Annotated in this window: 15 protein-coding genes; 12 read left to right on the top strand and 3 right to left on the bottom strand. The window is 37.7% G+C overall.

The window, feature by feature from the left end:
• The first annotated feature begins 101 nt into the window (after positions 1–101).
• The 8 genes from FCS21_RS10555 (at position 102) to FCS21_RS10520 (ending at position 9,301) form a co-directional block, all read left to right on the top strand.
• Positions 102–899 (top strand): MlaA family lipoprotein, encoded by a 798-nt coding sequence (locus tag FCS21_RS10555; RefSeq protein ID WP_138623155.1) that lies wholly within the window; start codon positions 102–104, stop codon positions 897–899.
• A gap of 84 nt (positions 900–983) precedes the next feature.
• Positions 984–1,448 carry a 6,7-dimethyl-8-ribityllumazine synthase gene (gene ribH, locus FCS21_RS10550; RefSeq protein WP_138623153.1) on the top strand — a complete coding sequence of 155 codons (465 nt, stop codon included), beginning with the start codon at positions 984–986 and terminating at the stop codon, positions 1,446–1,448.
• 72 nt (positions 1,449–1,520) lie between these two features.
• Complete coding sequence (gene nusB, locus FCS21_RS10545; protein ID WP_138623151.1) at positions 1,521–1,937, top strand: transcription antitermination factor NusB; 417 nt, start codon at positions 1,521–1,523, stop codon at positions 1,935–1,937.
• A gap of 38 nt (positions 1,938–1,975) precedes the next feature.
• Positions 1,976–2,938: a thiamine-phosphate kinase gene (gene thiL, locus FCS21_RS10540; protein ID WP_138623149.1), complete on the top strand. Its 963-nt coding sequence runs from the start codon at positions 1,976–1,978 to the stop codon at positions 2,936–2,938.
• Positions 2,939–2,975: 37 nt separating this feature from the next.
• Positions 2,976–3,449 (top strand): phosphatidylglycerophosphatase A family protein, encoded by a 474-nt coding sequence (locus FCS21_RS10535; RefSeq protein ID WP_138623147.1) that lies wholly within the window; start codon positions 2,976–2,978, stop codon positions 3,447–3,449.
• A 593-nt stretch (positions 3,450–4,042) separates the two neighbouring features.
• Positions 4,043–4,405: a ribosome hibernation-promoting factor, HPF/YfiA family gene (gene hpf, locus FCS21_RS10530; protein ID WP_113667266.1), complete on the top strand. Its 363-nt coding sequence runs from the start codon at positions 4,043–4,045 to the stop codon at positions 4,403–4,405.
• Positions 4,406–4,910: 505 nt separating this feature from the next.
• Positions 4,911–6,173: an efflux RND transporter periplasmic adaptor subunit gene (locus FCS21_RS10525; RefSeq protein ID WP_138623145.1), complete on the top strand. Its 1,263-nt coding sequence runs from the start codon at positions 4,911–4,913 to the stop codon at positions 6,171–6,173.
• Positions 6,174–6,187: 14 nt separating this feature from the next.
• Positions 6,188–9,301 carry an efflux RND transporter permease subunit gene (locus tag FCS21_RS10520; RefSeq protein ID WP_138623143.1) on the top strand — a complete coding sequence of 1,038 codons (3,114 nt, stop codon included), beginning with the start codon at positions 6,188–6,190 and terminating at the stop codon, positions 9,299–9,301.
• An 87-nt stretch (positions 9,302–9,388) separates the two neighbouring features.
• On the opposite strand, the gene FCS21_RS10515 is transcribed toward FCS21_RS10520, so the two are convergent.
• Both FCS21_RS10515 and FCS21_RS10510 read right to left on the bottom strand, forming a co-directional pair.
• A complete protein-coding gene (locus FCS21_RS10515; RefSeq protein WP_118056094.1) occupies positions 9,389–9,538 on the bottom strand; it encodes a DUF2986 domain-containing protein in 150 nt (49 codons plus the stop codon).
• 58 nt (positions 9,539–9,596) lie between these two features.
• Complete coding sequence (locus FCS21_RS10510; protein ID WP_138623141.1) at positions 9,597–10,031, bottom strand: hypothetical protein; 435 nt, start codon at positions 10,029–10,031, stop codon at positions 9,597–9,599.
• Positions 10,032–10,207: 176 nt separating this feature from the next.
• On the opposite strand from FCS21_RS10510, the gene dbpA reads away from it, so the two are divergent.
• The 4 genes from dbpA (at position 10,208) to FCS21_RS10490 (ending at position 14,828) form a co-directional block, all read left to right on the top strand.
• Positions 10,208–11,614 (top strand): ATP-dependent RNA helicase DbpA, encoded by a 1,407-nt coding sequence (gene dbpA / locus FCS21_RS10505; RefSeq protein WP_138623139.1) that lies wholly within the window; start codon positions 10,208–10,210, stop codon positions 11,612–11,614.
• A gap of 91 nt (positions 11,615–11,705) precedes the next feature.
• Positions 11,706–12,839, top strand: a complete 1,134-nt coding sequence (gene zapE / locus FCS21_RS10500) for a cell division protein ZapE (RefSeq protein ID WP_138623137.1) — start codon at positions 11,706–11,708, stop codon at positions 12,837–12,839.
• 266 nt (positions 12,840–13,105) lie between these two features.
• Positions 13,106–13,897: a DUF2884 family protein gene (locus tag FCS21_RS10495; RefSeq protein WP_138623135.1), complete on the top strand. Its 792-nt coding sequence runs from the start codon at positions 13,106–13,108 to the stop codon at positions 13,895–13,897.
• A 130-nt stretch (positions 13,898–14,027) separates the two neighbouring features.
• On the top strand, positions 14,028–14,828 hold the full coding sequence (locus tag FCS21_RS10490) for a tRNA-uridine aminocarboxypropyltransferase (RefSeq protein WP_138623133.1): 801 nt from the start codon (positions 14,028–14,030) through the stop codon (positions 14,826–14,828).
• A gap of 144 nt (positions 14,829–14,972) precedes the next feature.
• Here FCS21_RS10490 and serA read toward each other — a convergent pair whose 3' ends face one another.
• Entirely contained in the window at positions 14,973–16,226 is a 1,254-nt protein-coding gene (serA, locus tag FCS21_RS10485) for a phosphoglycerate dehydrogenase (RefSeq protein WP_138623131.1), read from the bottom strand.
• Between the last annotated feature and the right edge of the window lie 87 nt (positions 16,227–16,313).

The raw sequence follows: 16,313 nt of genomic DNA, 5'->3' as shown, positions 1-16,313 counted from the left end.
CGCAACTCTTTATTTTATGCTAAACTGCCGTTTTTTTAATTCATCCCCTTCTAATATACCCGTTTAAAATATGATTAGTATAACGGCAAGGACCTAAGCCATTGAATTCAAACATAACACTTCCCATTAGATTTTTTATTTTTGTTTTAGTTATCGTTATTGCAGGGTGTTCAACAACACCCGAACAACAAAATCAAGTAAAGGCAGAGCCAGTTTCTGTTAGCGATCCTAGAGATCCTTTAGAGGTTATCAATAGACCTTTTTGGACCTTTACTTGGGATTATGTTGATAAATATCTAGCCAAACCTGCATCCGAAGTTTATACAACCTATACAGCGCCATTTTTACGTACAGGCCTTTATAATATGGCGTTAAACTTAAATGAGCCTGCTAGTATTATTAATAACTTGTTACAGCTGAAATTTACTGCTGCAGCAAAAAATACCGGTAGGTTCGTGCTTAACTCCACCATCGGCTTATTGGGCTTTTATGATCCTGCGAGTGATTTTGATTGGTCTGCAGAGCAAGAAGAGTTTGGTGAAGTCTTGGGCTTTTATGGTGTTGGTAACGGTCCCTATATTGTTATCCCCGGTATGGGGCCAAGCTCTGTACGAGAAGAAGTTGGTGATTACGTTGATAATCTTTATTGGCCTATGGTTGTTATTGATTTTTGGCCTAATATGATCCGTTTAGGTGTATTAGGGCTGGAGAAAAGAGCAGCTGTTCGAGATCAAGAACAATTATTAGTGGAGTCTGAAGATCCGTACGTGTTTATTAAGAATGCTTATTTTCAAAACATGAACTATAAACTTTATGATGGTCAACCTCCTATTGTTATTAATGAAGCACAAGAAGCAGAAATAGATGCATTACTCGACGATTTTTATGATTTAGAGTAATTTTAGAATAAACGAGTACCTATGCCGATAACTATTTGTTAGAATTACGGCAAATTTTATATACACCCTAATTGGAATGAGTTAATGAATATTATTGAAGGTTCGTTTGAAGCGAAAGGTAAGAAGTTTGCTATTGTAGTATCACGATTTAATCACTTTATCGTTGACAGCTTATTAGAAGGTGCTATCGATGCACTTAAACGCCATGGCAATGTAAATGACGATGATATCACTGTAGTTCGTGTCCCAGGTGCCTATGAGTTACCGTTAGCGGCTAAAAAAGTGGCAGGTAAAGGTGGTTTTGATGCCATTATTGCTATCGGCGCCGTGATTCGTGGCGGTACGCCGCATTTTGATTTTGTTGCTGGTGAGTGTAATAAAGGTTTAGCGCAAGTTTGTTTAGATGCTGAAATTCCAGTGTCGTTTGGTGTTATTACCACTGACTCAATTGAGCAAGCTATTGAACGAGCAGGTACTAAAGCAGGCAATAAAGGTGCTGAAGCAGCGCTTAGTGCATTAGAAATGGTTAATGTATTAGCTAACATTTAATTTTACCAACGTTTATTTCTAAACGCTATTTTTAAACGTTATTTCTAAAATTAAGAAAAATGGAAACATATTGTGAAACCTTCTCCTAGAAGAAAAGCACGTGAGTTAGCCGTACAAGCAACTTACTCGTGGCAAGTTAGTCATAACTCAGTAAAAGATGTTGAAGTAAACTTTATTAGCGAGAACAGTAAACGTCGTTTTGATATTGAATATTTTCAATTATTACTACGTGGTGTAACGGCTAATGTTACTGAAATTGATGCGCTTATCTCTCCTTATGTAGATCGCCCGCTTGATGATATTGATCAAGTAGAAAAAGCGATATTACGTGTTGCGGTATTTGAGCTAAAAGATTGTGCTGACGTACCTTATCGTGTGGTTATTAATGAAGCTATCGAATTAGCTAAATTATTTGCCGCTGACGATAGTCATAAGTTTGTTAACGGTGTGCTAGATAAAACCGTTAAACTAATTCGCCCTGAAGAATAAATGACTAGTATGTTACGACTAGTTATTAAAGGCTTAGCATGAAAGAGTTCGAGTTAATTAAGCATTTCTTCACCAAGCAGACAGTGAAGCGTAAAGATGTTGTGTTTGGTATTGGTGATGACTGCGCAGTATTAGCGCCCATTGAAAATCAAAATTTAGTGGTAACAACAGATACATTAGTTGCAGGCGTACATTTTCCTTTTGAAACTAGCCCTAGAGCCATTGGTCATAAAGCCGTTGCCGTTAATTTATCGGACATTGCTGCAATGGGGGCTAAGCCAAGTTGGTTATCTTTAGCTATTACCTTACCTGACATAGACGAAGCTTGGTTACTTGAATTTAGTCAAGGTGTGTTTGAATTATGTGAATTCTATAACGTAGAACTCATTGGCGGAGACACCACGCAAGGCCCTTTAAGTATAACGATTACTGCACAAGGCTTTACGCCTAAAGATACTTACTTATCTCGATCGGGTGCTAAATCGGGCGATTGGCTTTATGTCACCGGTGATCTTGGTGATGCTGCTTTAGCATTACAGCAAATTACCGGTAAAGTTGAACTGCAACCACAGTATATTGATACTATCAGGAACAAACTTGATTACCCTAGACCAAGAGTATTAGCGGGGCAAACAATCCGAGAATACGCTTCTTCGGCTATTGACCTTTCTGATGGCTTAATTGCTGACTTGGGACATCTATGCCAAGCCTCTAATGTTGGAGCTAATGTAGTACTTGATGCATTACCATTGTCTAACATAATGCGTGATAGCTTACTTGCTGAAGATGCTATTGCCTTAGCATTATCAGGTGGTGATGATTACGAGTTATTGTTTACTGTTTCTGAAGACAATAAGGTAGGTATGGAAACAGCAATGTCTCATGCTGCTACCTCTGTAACTTGCATTGGGCAAATCAATGCTTCCCAGACAATATCAACGACGTTAAACAATAAACCTATTTCAATCAAGACGGTTGGTTTTGAGCATTTTAGCGAATAATTTATAAAAATGATCAACAACATAGGCCTTGATTTATATGTCAGGTAAAAATACCCAAGTTAAGTTTGACCTTACAAACCCGATTCAATTTTTAGCGTTAGGTTTTGGTAGTGGCTTAGCCCCTAAAGCGCCAGGAACTTTCGGCACACTGGCTGCTGTACCGTTATTTTTATTGATGAGTGGTTTAACACCGTTAATTTATGCCTTAGTCGTGATCGTTGTTTGTGTCGCAGGTGTTTATATCTGTGGTAAAGCGGCTAGTGATGTTGGCGTTCATGATCATGGTGCCATTGTTTGGGATGAGTTTGCTGGCTTTTTTATAACGATGTTTATGGTACCTGTCTCTTGGCAGAGTGTTTTAGTGGGCTTTATTCTTTTTAGAGTTTTTGATATTGCTAAACCTTGGCCTATTTCCATCGCAGATAAAAAATTAACCGGAGGTTTTGGTATTATGTTTGATGATGTACTCGCAGGCTTATTCGCACTGATTATCATGCACCTTATTTTCTGATTTATTCTAGTCATTATTCATCCAGCTTTAACCTTTTATTATTTTATCTAATCTACTCTATATCCACTCATTCCTTATTTTAGAACAATAAGCTCCCTTAATATTTACGCTATTTTACTATGGTTTAATATCACGAATTTTGTGATTGTTTATATTAGTAAAATGCCCAAAAAGTGCTGCCCGAAGCATCCGGCTAAAAGTTTTTTATTTTTGTTGAATTGTATATGTACACAATAACTAGGCTATATAGTATCCGCCGTGACTAAAGCGCTTTGAGCTAGAAGAAATTTAATCTCGAAAGCGTAATAGCCCTAATAAAGTCGTTACTCATTAATAACATTGTAGCGAGTGTTGCTAAATAAAATATTTAGCAGTGTTACTTGTTTTAGCTGAATTAGCCCTAAGGTCTATTAGTAACCTTAAGTCACTGAAGTTACTTAAGTCAGTTGTTAACAGAGACAATGTAAAATAATAAAGTTGTGAAACAGTTAAGTTAATGAGATATTGTTATGGTAAGCGATGATAATGACAATATCATGTAGATAAGTTAGTCTTTAAGTAAGACTTTAAGTAATAGTAAAAAAGGAATACCTATGAAAATAAATCTTTCTGGTCATCATGTAGAAGTAAATGACTCAATCAAAGAGCATATCGAAGAAAAATTCTCTAAAATAGCTAGCCACTTTCCTACACTGATCGCCTTAGATGTTATTATTTCTAAAGATCATCACCAACACCAAGTGGAGTTAACAACAAGTTATGAAGGTGGCCGTATTTCTGCTTCAGGGTCTAATGAGGTGATGTACCCGGCTATCGCTAATGCAGCTAAGAAGCTAGATGCCGCATTAAAGCATAGAAAAGGTCAATTAAAAGCTAATTTGCATAATAAGCCTGACCCTACTACCCCTGAAATTGCCTATGAAAAAGTACAAGAGATGAATTTAGCCTCTGAGTAAAGTGATGTTTTTGTCACTAATTATCGCTAGGTAGTCAGTCGCTATAAGGTAATTATAAAGCCGTGAACATTGTTCACGGCTTTTTTATAATTACAGGTACAAATAATTACTGCATTATTTGTCGCTTGTGTAATAATTAACTAACGACAATAAAAGCATAATACTAAACGAATTAATTAAATAATTACCCTAGATTGCTACTCACAAGCTCAGAATTAAAATAAGGCTTATATATAACGGTTTATATTTGCTCATTTTGATAGGATACTTTTACTAATAAGTGCTTAAGGGTGCTTTGCCTAATAAAATTGTAACAGGTTATACAGGTCTTTATTAATGTTGAAATGTTGAGCAGGGCGCTACAGCAATGTAGTCGTTTAGCAGAGGTCGTAATATGACTGCTGAGCTAACTATTCTCATCAAGGAGCACCTAGCCTTTAAAACTTTTACTTGTCGCTCAGTGATTAATTAATTTAATTGGTATAATTTTACAAGGAATAATTTGATGCTCAAGCGCTTTTTAAAACAACCCCACCGTTCTACCTCAGCCTTTAATTTATCGCTTAGCTTAGTGAAGAATAACTTTGTATTACTTGGGCTTATCTCATTAACACTTACCGCATGTGGTAAAGAAGACGGGGCGGTTAAACCTCCAGCACCGGCAGTATCCGTTTATTCGATAAAATCACAACCCGTTGGTGGTTATCGAGAATTTGTTGCACGCACTGAAGCGTTTAAAGAAGCTAACCTACGTGCTCGTGTTGAAGGGGAGTTAACGGAACGTCACTTTAAAGAAGGCAGTTTCGTTGAAAAAGGTCAAGTGCTGCTAAGAATTGATCCCGCAGCTTACCAAGCGGCTTTGTCATCAGCAAAAGCTGATTTAAGCTCACGAGTTTCAGGTGAAGAAAACGCTAAGCGTAACTTGAAACGCGCCCATGAACTTATTAATGACGGTTATATCTCACAATCTGATTTTGATCGATTAACCACGGAAGAGTCACAAGCTACCTCTGCTGTGAAGGCAGCACAAGCGGCGCTGGAAAAAGCTGAACTGGATTTAAGTTATACCACAATAAGAGCACCTTTTACTGGCCGGATCGGTAAAGTCAATTACAATGTGGGTAACATTGTTAGTCCAGCAAGCAATACCTTAGCCACGCTTATTATTACTGATCCCATCTATGTGAGCTTCCAATTAGAAGAAAGCCTTTATATTTCATACCAACAATCACATCAAGGGGTCAATCAAAGTGAAAGCTTTGAGTTTGATATCTCATTGCGTTTGCCAAATAACTCAGAGTACCCAGAAAAAGGAAAATTAGATTTTGCGGATACTAAAATCTCTCAAGGTATGGGTACTGTTGGGTTGAGAACGCTATTTCCAAACCCTGAAAATATTATTTTACCGGGCTTATTTGTTACGCTTATTCTTGATAGTCAAAAGAAAGAAGAAATGGCGTTAATTCCTCAAGCAGCTGTACAAGAAAACCAACAAGGAAAGTTTGTACTGATTGTTGATAACAGTAATAAAGTTGTGCAACGCCAAGTTACTTTAGGTCGAAGAATTAATGCCATGTGGGTTGTGGAAAAAGGTGTTGATATGGGCGAAAAAGTGATTATCGAAGGCTTGCAAAAAGTGCGTTCAGGTATTGAAGTGAAAGGTATTGAAAAACAAGTTGATCCACTGATTGGTACTATCACAGATATTGATGATTCTTCAGCTGTTACTGAAGAAAAAATTAGCCCTAATGCTAACACTGATAAGTAATTAAGGACGATTTTATGATCAGTAAAACTTTTATCAATCGGCCTAAATTTGCCTTTGTTATCTCAATTGTTATCACGCTTGCTGGCTTAATAGCCATGAGCCTCTTACCGATAAATATGTACCCTGAAATTACGCCGCCTCAGGTACAAATTTCTGCAGTTTATCCAGGAGCGAGTGCCCAAGTTGTAGAAGAGTCTGTTATTCGCCCCATCGAAGAGCAAATTAATGGTGTGGAAGATATGATGTACATTGAATCTTCAGCGTCTAACAATGGTAGTGCTGTTATCACGGTATATTTTAAAGTAGGTACCGATGGTGATATTGCCCAGGTTAACGTACAAAATAGAGTCGCGTTAGCAACGAGTTCATTACCATCAGAGGTAACAAGACAAGGGGTAAATGTTAAGAAAAGATCAAGTGCTATGCTCTTAGGCATTAACTTGTTTTCTGAACAACAAGGTATCGACCAACTCTTTTTAAGTAACTATGCGACGAATTACCTAACTGAACCGCTAGGGCGTATTAAAGGGGTTGCTTCTGCAGAAGTGATGGGGGAAATGACCTACAGCATGCGTGCTTGGTTAAATCCAGAACGTATGGCTTCACTAGGTATTACGGTTACTGAAGTACAGCAAGCTTTACAAGAGCAAAACATGATTGTTGCTGCGGGTAAGTTAGGTGCTAGTCCTACCTTGCCTAATCAACAATTTGAATACTCTATTCAGGCTAAAGGTCGTTTAAAAACACCGGAAGAATTTGGTCAAACAATTATTAGAGCGCAACGTAACGGTAATTTTATTCATTTAAGTGATATTGCCCGTTTAGAACTAGGCGCTGAAGATTACGCTACTCAAGCACGATTAAATGGTAAAGAAACAGCCTTTCTTGTTATTTATCAGCTTCCTGATGCTAACGCAACAGAGGTTGCTTCGTTAGTAAAAGCTGAAATGGACAAACTATCGCAACGTTTTCCTGATGGTCTAGAGTATGTCATTCCTTACGACACCACCAAATTTATTGACCGCTCTATTGAAGAGGTGGTGGTTACCTTATTACAAGCCATTGCTTTAGTTATTTTAGTGGTTTTCTTATTTTTACAAAATTGGCGTGCAACCATTATCCCCACTTTAGCAATTCCCGTCTCACTGATTGGTACTTTTGCTTTTATGATTTTAATGGGCTATTCAATTAACACTATTACCCTCTTTGGTTTAGTACTTGCTATTGGTATTGTTGTTGATGACGCCATTATTGTGATTGAAAACGTTGAGCGTATCTTAAAAGAAGATAAGTTACCCATTAAAGAAGCGGTAACTAAAGCAATGGAGCAAGTCTCAGGTCCTATCATCGCGACTACCTTAGTATTACTGGCGGTTTTTGTACCTGTTGCTTTTATGCCGGGCATCACGGGTGAATTATATAAACAATTCTCAGTTACTATTTCTTTTGCGGTACTTATTTCTTCAGTTAATGCCTTAACATTAAGCCCAGCATTATGTTCCGTGCTGTTAAGTGCTGAAAAAATGAAACCAGTTACCTGGTTATTACCGTTTGAGCGCCTTATTACTAAAGCGACCGGTGGTTATACTAATATGGTTGGCTTTTTATTGAAGCGTGTAATGCGTGTTGGGCTCTTTGTTGGTTTACTTTTTATCGCGGCAGGTTGGTTAACAACATCGGTGCCAACGGCATTTTTACCTGCTGAAGACCAAGGTTATCTTTTTGTCGATGTACAGTTACCAGATGCTGCATCAAGTAATCGTACCAAAGCCGTTTTAGATAAAATAACGCCTACCATTTTAAATGATGATGCTGTTGTTGATATTATTACGGTCTCAGGCTATTCACTTTTAGGTGGTGCTGGATCAAATAATGGTCTTGCGATTATTCTACTTAAAGATTGGGAAGAACGTATCACACCTGAGTTAGGCTTAAATCAAGTGATCCCTCGCTTAATGGGGCAATTATGGGCGATGCCAGATGCGCAAATTATGGTATTTAATCCACCACCTATTCCTGGTTTAGGTAATAGTTCAGGTTTTGATTTTAAATTACAAGATAGTGAAGGGCGCGATCCTGGTGAGTTAGCACAAGTGATGAATGGTCTTATTTATGAGGCTAACCAACGACCAGAGTTATCGCGTGTTTTTAGTACTTACCGTGCTAATGTACCGCAATATTTTTTAGAAGTTGATCGTAATAAAGCTAAAGCTCAAGGTGTGGCATTAACTGATATTTTCTCTACCTTACAAGCACAGTTAGGCTCTTTATACATTAACGACTTTAGCCAATTTGGTCGTACTTATCGAGTGACTATTCAAGCAGAAAGTCAATACCGTAAAGATCCCTCGGATCTGCGTTATTACTTTGTTCGAAATAAAGATGATGAAATGGTACCGTTAACAACATTAGCAACGGTTAAACCTATTTTAGGTGCAACGACTCTTAGTCATTTCAATTTGTATCGTAGCGCAAGTATTACTGGTAATGCGTCTCCAGGCTATTCTTCAGGTCAATCTATTGCAATAATGGAAGAACTCGCTAGTGCATTGCCTCAAGGTTATACCTATGAATGGTCAGGTCAGTCTAAACAAGAGTTAGAAGCGGGTAACTTAGCGCCTATCTTATTTGGTTTAGCGATTGTTTTTGTTTATTTATTCTTAGTTGCACAATATGAAAGTTGGACTATTCCATTCTCGGTGATAGCGGCGGTACCATTAGCTTTATTTGGTGCTATGTTAGCGCTGTACACGTTAGGGATGTCGAATAACATTTATGCACAGGTTGGCTTAGTATTGCTTATTGGTCTTTCGACTAAAACAGCTATTTTGATTGTTGAATTTGCGATGGAGCAAAGGGCAGCAGGAGAAACTATACTAAATGCTGCACTTAATGCGGCAAGAATGCGTTTTAGAGCGGTGTTGATGACAGCCTTCTCATTTATATTAGGTGTATTACCACTGGTTTTTGCAACGGGCGCTGGTGCTGGTAGTCGTGTATCTTTGGGTGTCACTGTACTGGCTGGTATGATAGCAGCAACGCTATTTGGTACCTTACTGGTGCCTTACTTCTATTTGTTGATCCAACGTATGCGAGAAAAGCTAAAAGGACAAACAGATCTGACATAACGCTATGTTTACACAGAAAAGGGCACTCATTGAGTGCCCTTTTTTATTGGCTTAGTACAGGCACATAAGCCTCTGATTGGCTAGGAACTATTCTTGCTCTTGACTATTTTCTTCTTCAGCAAGCTTAGCTCTTTGTGCTTTAGATATATACTTAGGCTTATTACTTGTTTGAAGCTTTAAATTAGATTTTTTAATTTTCTTCTTCAAAATATTATTCATTTTCTTTTTTCTGTTCATTGTTTTGTCTCTACATAAAACTAAAATTATCTGATATTTTACGACTTGTTGCTTGCGATTAAAAAATAACGACGACAAGCATCAAAGGAAAATATGGATATAATACGGTTGGTTTTAAGGCATTTTGTATATACTCAGCAATGAGCGCTGTTGAATTAGGGCGGTTAGCTTGCCACTGTGTATAAACCAAATGGGCCTTAGTTAACTCATTTTTTTGTTCAAGTTGCTCAAGTTGAGTTGGCGCTAACTTATCTTCAATGGCTATTATCGCACTTACTGCTCTTTGCTGATAGGTCTTCCAAATACCTTCTTGCATCCAAAGCGTGGCTAATATTAATAATAGTGTCAGTGTATTTATTGAAAAGGCTAGCGCCAATACTGTCATTACAATTGTTACAAGCTTGATTATTAACGCATAATGTTCATAATTTTCATGGCTATTATGCAAAGTTTGCCATTGCGCTATTAATAACTGTTTTGAATCTGTGTTCATCGCTTTGAATCTGCTGGGGTTGTACAAAAATTACTGTTATTATGCGCGCATTAGCTATCTCATGAAAGCACTCTTGTCTTTGTATTGATAGTTTTATTAACTTTCGACCACTTTTTATTTTTTGATAATTATTTGGCTTAGCTTTACTGAGCCGCTTTAACCCAGAGGCGTTTATTTTGAGTACTACGACAACTACATCACCGTTAGCTTTCACATCATTAGGCTTAAAACAGGATTTAGTTAGCAACTTATCGTCGCTTGGCTATGAGCAAATGACACCCATTCAAGCGAAAACATTACCTGAAATGCTTAAAGGTAAAGATGTTATTGGTGAAGGACAAACTGGCTCAGGTAAAACCGCGGCTTTTGGTTTAGCATTACTGAACAAACTTGAAGTCAAACGCTTTCGCATTCAATCTTTGGTTATTTGTCCAACACGCGAACTCGCTGATCAAGTAGCTAAAGAGTTACGTAAGCTTGCTCGTGGTATTCACAATATTAAAATATTAACGCTGTGCGGTGGCACACCTTTTGGTCCTCAAATTGGTTCGTTAGAGCATGGCGCACATATTATTGTTGGTACACCGGGTCGTCTTGAAGAACATGTTATTAAAGGAACTTTATCTTTAGAAAATGTAGATTTACTGGTACTTGATGAAGCCGATCGTATGTTAGAAATGGGCTTTCAAGCAGCACTTGATAACATCGTAAGACGTACGCCACTTGATCGTCAAACCTTACTTTTTAGTGCTACCTTCCCAGAGCAGATCAAGTCGATTAGTGAAAGTATCATGACAGATCCAATCATGGTTAAAGTTGCGTCAAGTGAAAACAAATCAACCATCAGCCAGACGTTTTTCAAAATTGGTAATGATGAAGAGCGTCTTGATGCACTGCGCTTATTATTGTTAGACACGCAAGTTGAGTCGACTGTTATCTTTTGTAATACCAAAAAAGACGTTAAACAAGTTGCCGATAGCTTACATTTTGACGGTTTTAGTGTCTTAGCCTTGCATGGTGATTTAGAGCAGCGAGACAGAGATCAAACTTTACTACGCTTTGCGAATAAAAGTGCCTCCATTCTTGTTGCTACCGATGTGGCTGCACGTGGTTTAGACATAGACAGCTTAGACTTGGTGATTAATTTTCATATTGCCCGCGATAGTGAAGTACATGTTCATCGAATTGGTCGCACAGGACGAGCAGGCAGCACAGGCTTAGCGTATTCATTGTACAGTGACAAAGAAAGTTACAAGGTTGGTTTACTTGAAGATTATTTGGAAGCAGTTATTGCACCTGAGCCGTTACCTTCATTGTCAGTACTTGCGCATCAGCGCCCACAAGCAAAAATGGCAACCATTCAAATTGATGGTGGTAAAAAGCAAAAAGTACGTCCGGGAGACATATTAGGTGCACTAACCGGAGATAATGGTATCCAAGGGTCACAAGTTGGAAAAATATCTGTACTTGATAATAAAGCCTATGTTGCGGTGACTAAATCCGCGTTAAATTTAGCGTTAAAAAAACTCGCTAAAGGTAAAATGAAAGGTCGTACGTTTAATGCGCGTCATCTAACTAATTAATGCTAACCAAAAGTAACTAAGTACTAGATCACTCAATGATCACATTACCTATGATTGAGTGATCTAGTAAAGAATAAAAAAATAAAACACTATGGAACAAGCTTACCAAGCGCTACTGGCGAATAAGCAGCTCAACGTTGATGTCGCGCAAACTCAAGCAGTTACCGCTTTAGTACAGTTGTCCGAGCAATTAGTGGCTCAACAACATCAAACAGCTTGTAAAGCTAAAAAGGCTAAAGCCAATATTACAGGGTTATATTTTCACGGCAGAGTTGGCCGTGGCAAAACGATGTTGATGGATCTTTTCTATCAGCATGTTGCCATCAATAATAAAAAGCGTATTCATTTTCATCATTTTATGGAAAGCATTCACCTGCAGTTGGCGCAATTAACGGGACAATCAGAGCCGCTCAATACTATTGCTAAAAACTGGGCGCAAGATATTGATTTACTTTGTTTTGATGAGTTTTTTGTTAATGACATTGGTGATGCTATGTTACTTTCAGGTTTGTTCTCAGCGCTATTTAGCCAAGGTGTAACACTGGTCGCTACATCAAACTGTAAGCCAGAGCAGTTGTATCGTAATGGCTTACAGCGCGAACGTTTTTTACCTACCATTACTTTAATTAATCAATATTGTCAGATTATCTCTATTGATGGTGACATAGATCATCGCCGTAATAATCTTGCTAATAACGCTACAGGCGTTAGTGAGTATAATAATTACTTTCTAGTAGCACATCAGGGTAATGAAAAATTAACAGAGCGTTTTCTGCAATTAACTAACACTAGGCAACTAACGGCTGGTGAAATAGAGATTAACCATCGCAAGCTTAGTTATTTAGCTAAAAGTGATAAGACTATTTTTTTTGATTTTTTTGCCCTATGTTCAGGTCCACGTAGTCAACGTGATTATATGGTGTTAGCGCAAAAATTTACCAGCGTATTTATTGCTAATGTTCCTAAATTCTCTGGCGCCTTAGTACCTGCTGTTTTCTCGGGAGTGGAAGATAGTTACCAACGCAGCGGTGTTTTACTAGGAGAGTTACAGCAACTTGATGATGAAGCGAGAAGATTTATTGCTTTAGTTGATGAATTTTATGACCAACAAGTTAAGTTAATTGTGAGTGCGCAAGTCGATATATTTGAGCTTTATCAAGGTCAACAACTTGCCTTTGAATTTGAACGCTGTCAATCTCGGTTAATTGAGATGCAACATGGCTAACTTTTTTATCCTATAACGTTAACGCTAATAACTCGTCAATTTAATTAAAAAATTCAGGTTTAACGTGCTATTTTATATTAATTTACATGACAGCTAACTGATATTTAAATAAAAATAAAGTGGGCACTATGCCTGTTTTCCTTTACAAGTAATAATAACGAATAGACTATAATAGCGCTTAGTAATACTCGTCACTTACCTGTATTAAATTGTATTGTATTGAATTGAATTGAATTGAACTGAACCCAATTGGCAAGGAATGTACCATGACTTATCTTCACGCGACATTAATGGCTAGCGCACTAGCCGTATCATCGTCTGCTTACGCTTACCAATCGTGTAACGTTAATCTATCTGCAGGTTTTACTATTAACACCACTGCAATTGAGTTTATCGCCGACGGTGAAAGTAGCGACAATAAGCGTAGTTTGTATAAAATTGTTGAAGGGAAAAAGCTCTATATTGCAGAGCAAGTATTTATACTTTCTCATAGTCAACAAGCGCTGGTAAAAGAATATGATGCAAAAATTCGCCATTTAGTACCCCAAGTAAAAACTGTTGCTATTGAAGGTATTGATTTAGCCGTTGATGGGGTAAATGTTGCGTTTAATGACTTACTAGGTGAGGGCAATAGTGTTGCAGCAGATTTAACTAAAGAGTTAACGTTAATTCGCCAGCAAGTAGCCGCTAACTTATCGATTGAAAAGGGGATTTCTATCGGCGTAGAAGGGTTAGAAAGCGAGAGTTTGTTGGGGAAAGATTTTGAACAACGTATTGAATCTGTTGTTCAAAAAGCAGTGGTAAACTCCATGGGCAGTATTTTAATGTCTATGGGACAACAAATGATGGCCGCTGAAGGCAGCGGTGAAAGCTTTGAAACACGTATGGAAAAATTTGCTCAACGCATTGAAGATGAAATGAACATGAGAACATCGATAATAGCAAAAGATTCGCAGGCGTTATGTGAAAGTATTACTCAGCTTGATGGTTTAGAAGAGCAACTTAAAAGCAATATCAAACCTCTTTCAACAATTAATGTTTTTACGGTGACAAAATAACTTGATCATAAGTCTGTCAATAGCAGCTTTTAACCGATACCCGTTAGCTATCAAAGGACATGTTTGCTGCACTTTGTTTGTTAACGGGTATATAATTAGCTGGTCTTTTCTATTTTATATTTAGTGAAATATGCACGCTGTTCATCAACTACACAAATACCGTAAAAGTATCAGTACAACCGTTTATAAATCAAGAGGACAACGGGTGATCCGTTGTCCGTATTGCCAACTAGCGACGCAATTTTGTATTTGTGATATATCACCAATGAATGAAAAAATTCAGACCACCGCTGGATTTTTACTATTAATGTATGACACCGAAGTATTAAAGCCAAGTAACACCGGTAAGCTTATTGCTGATGTTATCCCAGATACCTTTGCATTTTTATGGTCTAGAACCGAAGTAAATTCAGAGCTACTCGCGGTCATTAATGATGAAAAATGGTTTCCACTGGTCGTTTTTCCACAAGAATATGCTGATGACGAGCGTCAGGTGTTTTCTAACAAGGTTACTTGTCCAAAAGGTAAAAGACCGTTATTTATTATGCTTGATGGTAGTTGGCGTGAAGCAAAAAAAATGTTTCGTAAGAGCCCATATCTTGAGGGTTTTCCAATGGTTTCATTTGATGCAAAAACGGCTATGCAAGCCGTCACTGGCCATTGTAAAATCGACAATGATAGTCAATTGTCACCAGTAGGACAGGACTCTCGCTACACAGTTAGGAAAACCACGCTTGAACATCAATTCTCAACGGCTGAGGTTGCCGCTAGAGTATTAGATATGCATGGTGAAGCGAATAATGCTCATATACTTGATTTATGGTTTGATGTCTTTAACTTTCAATACCAAAAAAGTGTTTGTCAGCGTAATAAAGGTAATGTTAATGCCATTGAAAACTACCATCGTTTTCTTAATGATATTTACAGGTGAGAGTGTCGGTAATAGTTTAGCTGTATAGTGAAATATCAGGAAGTTAGTTGATCGTTCTTGTTTATCCACGCTAAATAAAAGCCCGGTTTATCAATAGATAAACCGGGCTTTTATGTAAACAATGTAAACTTAAAGAAGCTAAGGTTAATGCAATATTCTAGCGCGTATCGTGCCGTTAATTTGCTTCAACTCTTTTAATGCTAACTTACTATCTTCAGAGTCAATATCAATAACCACGTAGCCAATTTTATCATCGGTTTGTAAGTATTGTGCGGCAATATTAATATTGTGCTCAGCAAATGCTTGGTTAATTTTTGTTAATACGCCTGGTTGGTTATGGTGAATATGCAATAAACGACTGGTATTACCATGACCTAAGTTGGCGTATTCAGGTAAAGATACCTCAGGGAAGTTAACCGCTGATAAACTTGAACCATTATCAGAGTATTTTGCCAGCTTTGTTGCAACTTCTAAACCAATGTTTGCTTGCGCTTCTTTTGTGCTACCACCAATATGTGGTGTTAAAATAACATTGTCAAAACCACGCAACGGTGACACAAACTCTTCATCATTACTTTTTGGCTCAATAGGGAATACATCAATGGCGGCCCCTGCTATTTTTTTACTGTCTAACGCTGCTGCTAATGCATCAATATCAACAACAGTACCACGCGAGGCATTAATTAAAATAGCGCCATCCTTCATTGCAGCAAGTTGCGTTTTTGCAATCATGTTATGGGTTTGTGCTGTTTCCGGCACATGTAAACTAACTACGTCAGACTCACCAAGTAATGCTTTTAATGACGGCGATTGGCTTGCATTACCTAGCGGTAGTTTGGTTTCTATATCATAAAAGCGTACTTGCATGCCTAAGGTTTCTGCCAAAATACCTAATTGCATACCAATATGACCGTAACCTATAATACCTAACACTTTCCCGCGAGCTTCTACTGAGCCTACTGCTGATTTAAGCCATTGACCACGATGAGCTTTTGCACTTTTTTCAGGAATACCACGTAATAATAGTAATATTTCACCCAGTACTAATTCCGCTACTGAACGGGTATTAGAAAAAGGAGCATTAAAAACAGGAATACCGCGTGTTTGTGCTGCTTTTAAATCTACTTGGTTAGTACCAATACAGAAACAGCCAATAGCAACGAGTTTCTTTGCATGACTTAGTACTTTATCAGTTAATTGAGTACGTGAACGAATACCAATAAAATGAACATCGGCAATTTTTTTAATTAATTCACTTTCAGAAAGTGATGTTTTAAGCGATTCAATATTGGAATAGCCTTTTAACTTTAATTCTTCAAGAGAGCTTGGGTGTAATCCCTCAAGTAATAAAATTTTAATCTTGTCTTTTGCTAATGAATTCTTGTTGACTATGGTCATAAATTGGCTTCACTTATTCAACGTTAAACGGGTAAATATATTAGGGGCTGTTGAACTTTCGAGATTTTTTTGCAGCGACTTGTTAGG

Source organism: Colwellia ponticola, assembly GCF_005885605.1.
In the GTDB taxonomy this organism is placed as follows: domain Bacteria; phylum Pseudomonadota; class Gammaproteobacteria; order Enterobacterales; family Alteromonadaceae; genus Colwellia; species Colwellia ponticola.
This window is presented reverse-complemented; position numbering and strand designations above follow the sequence as displayed.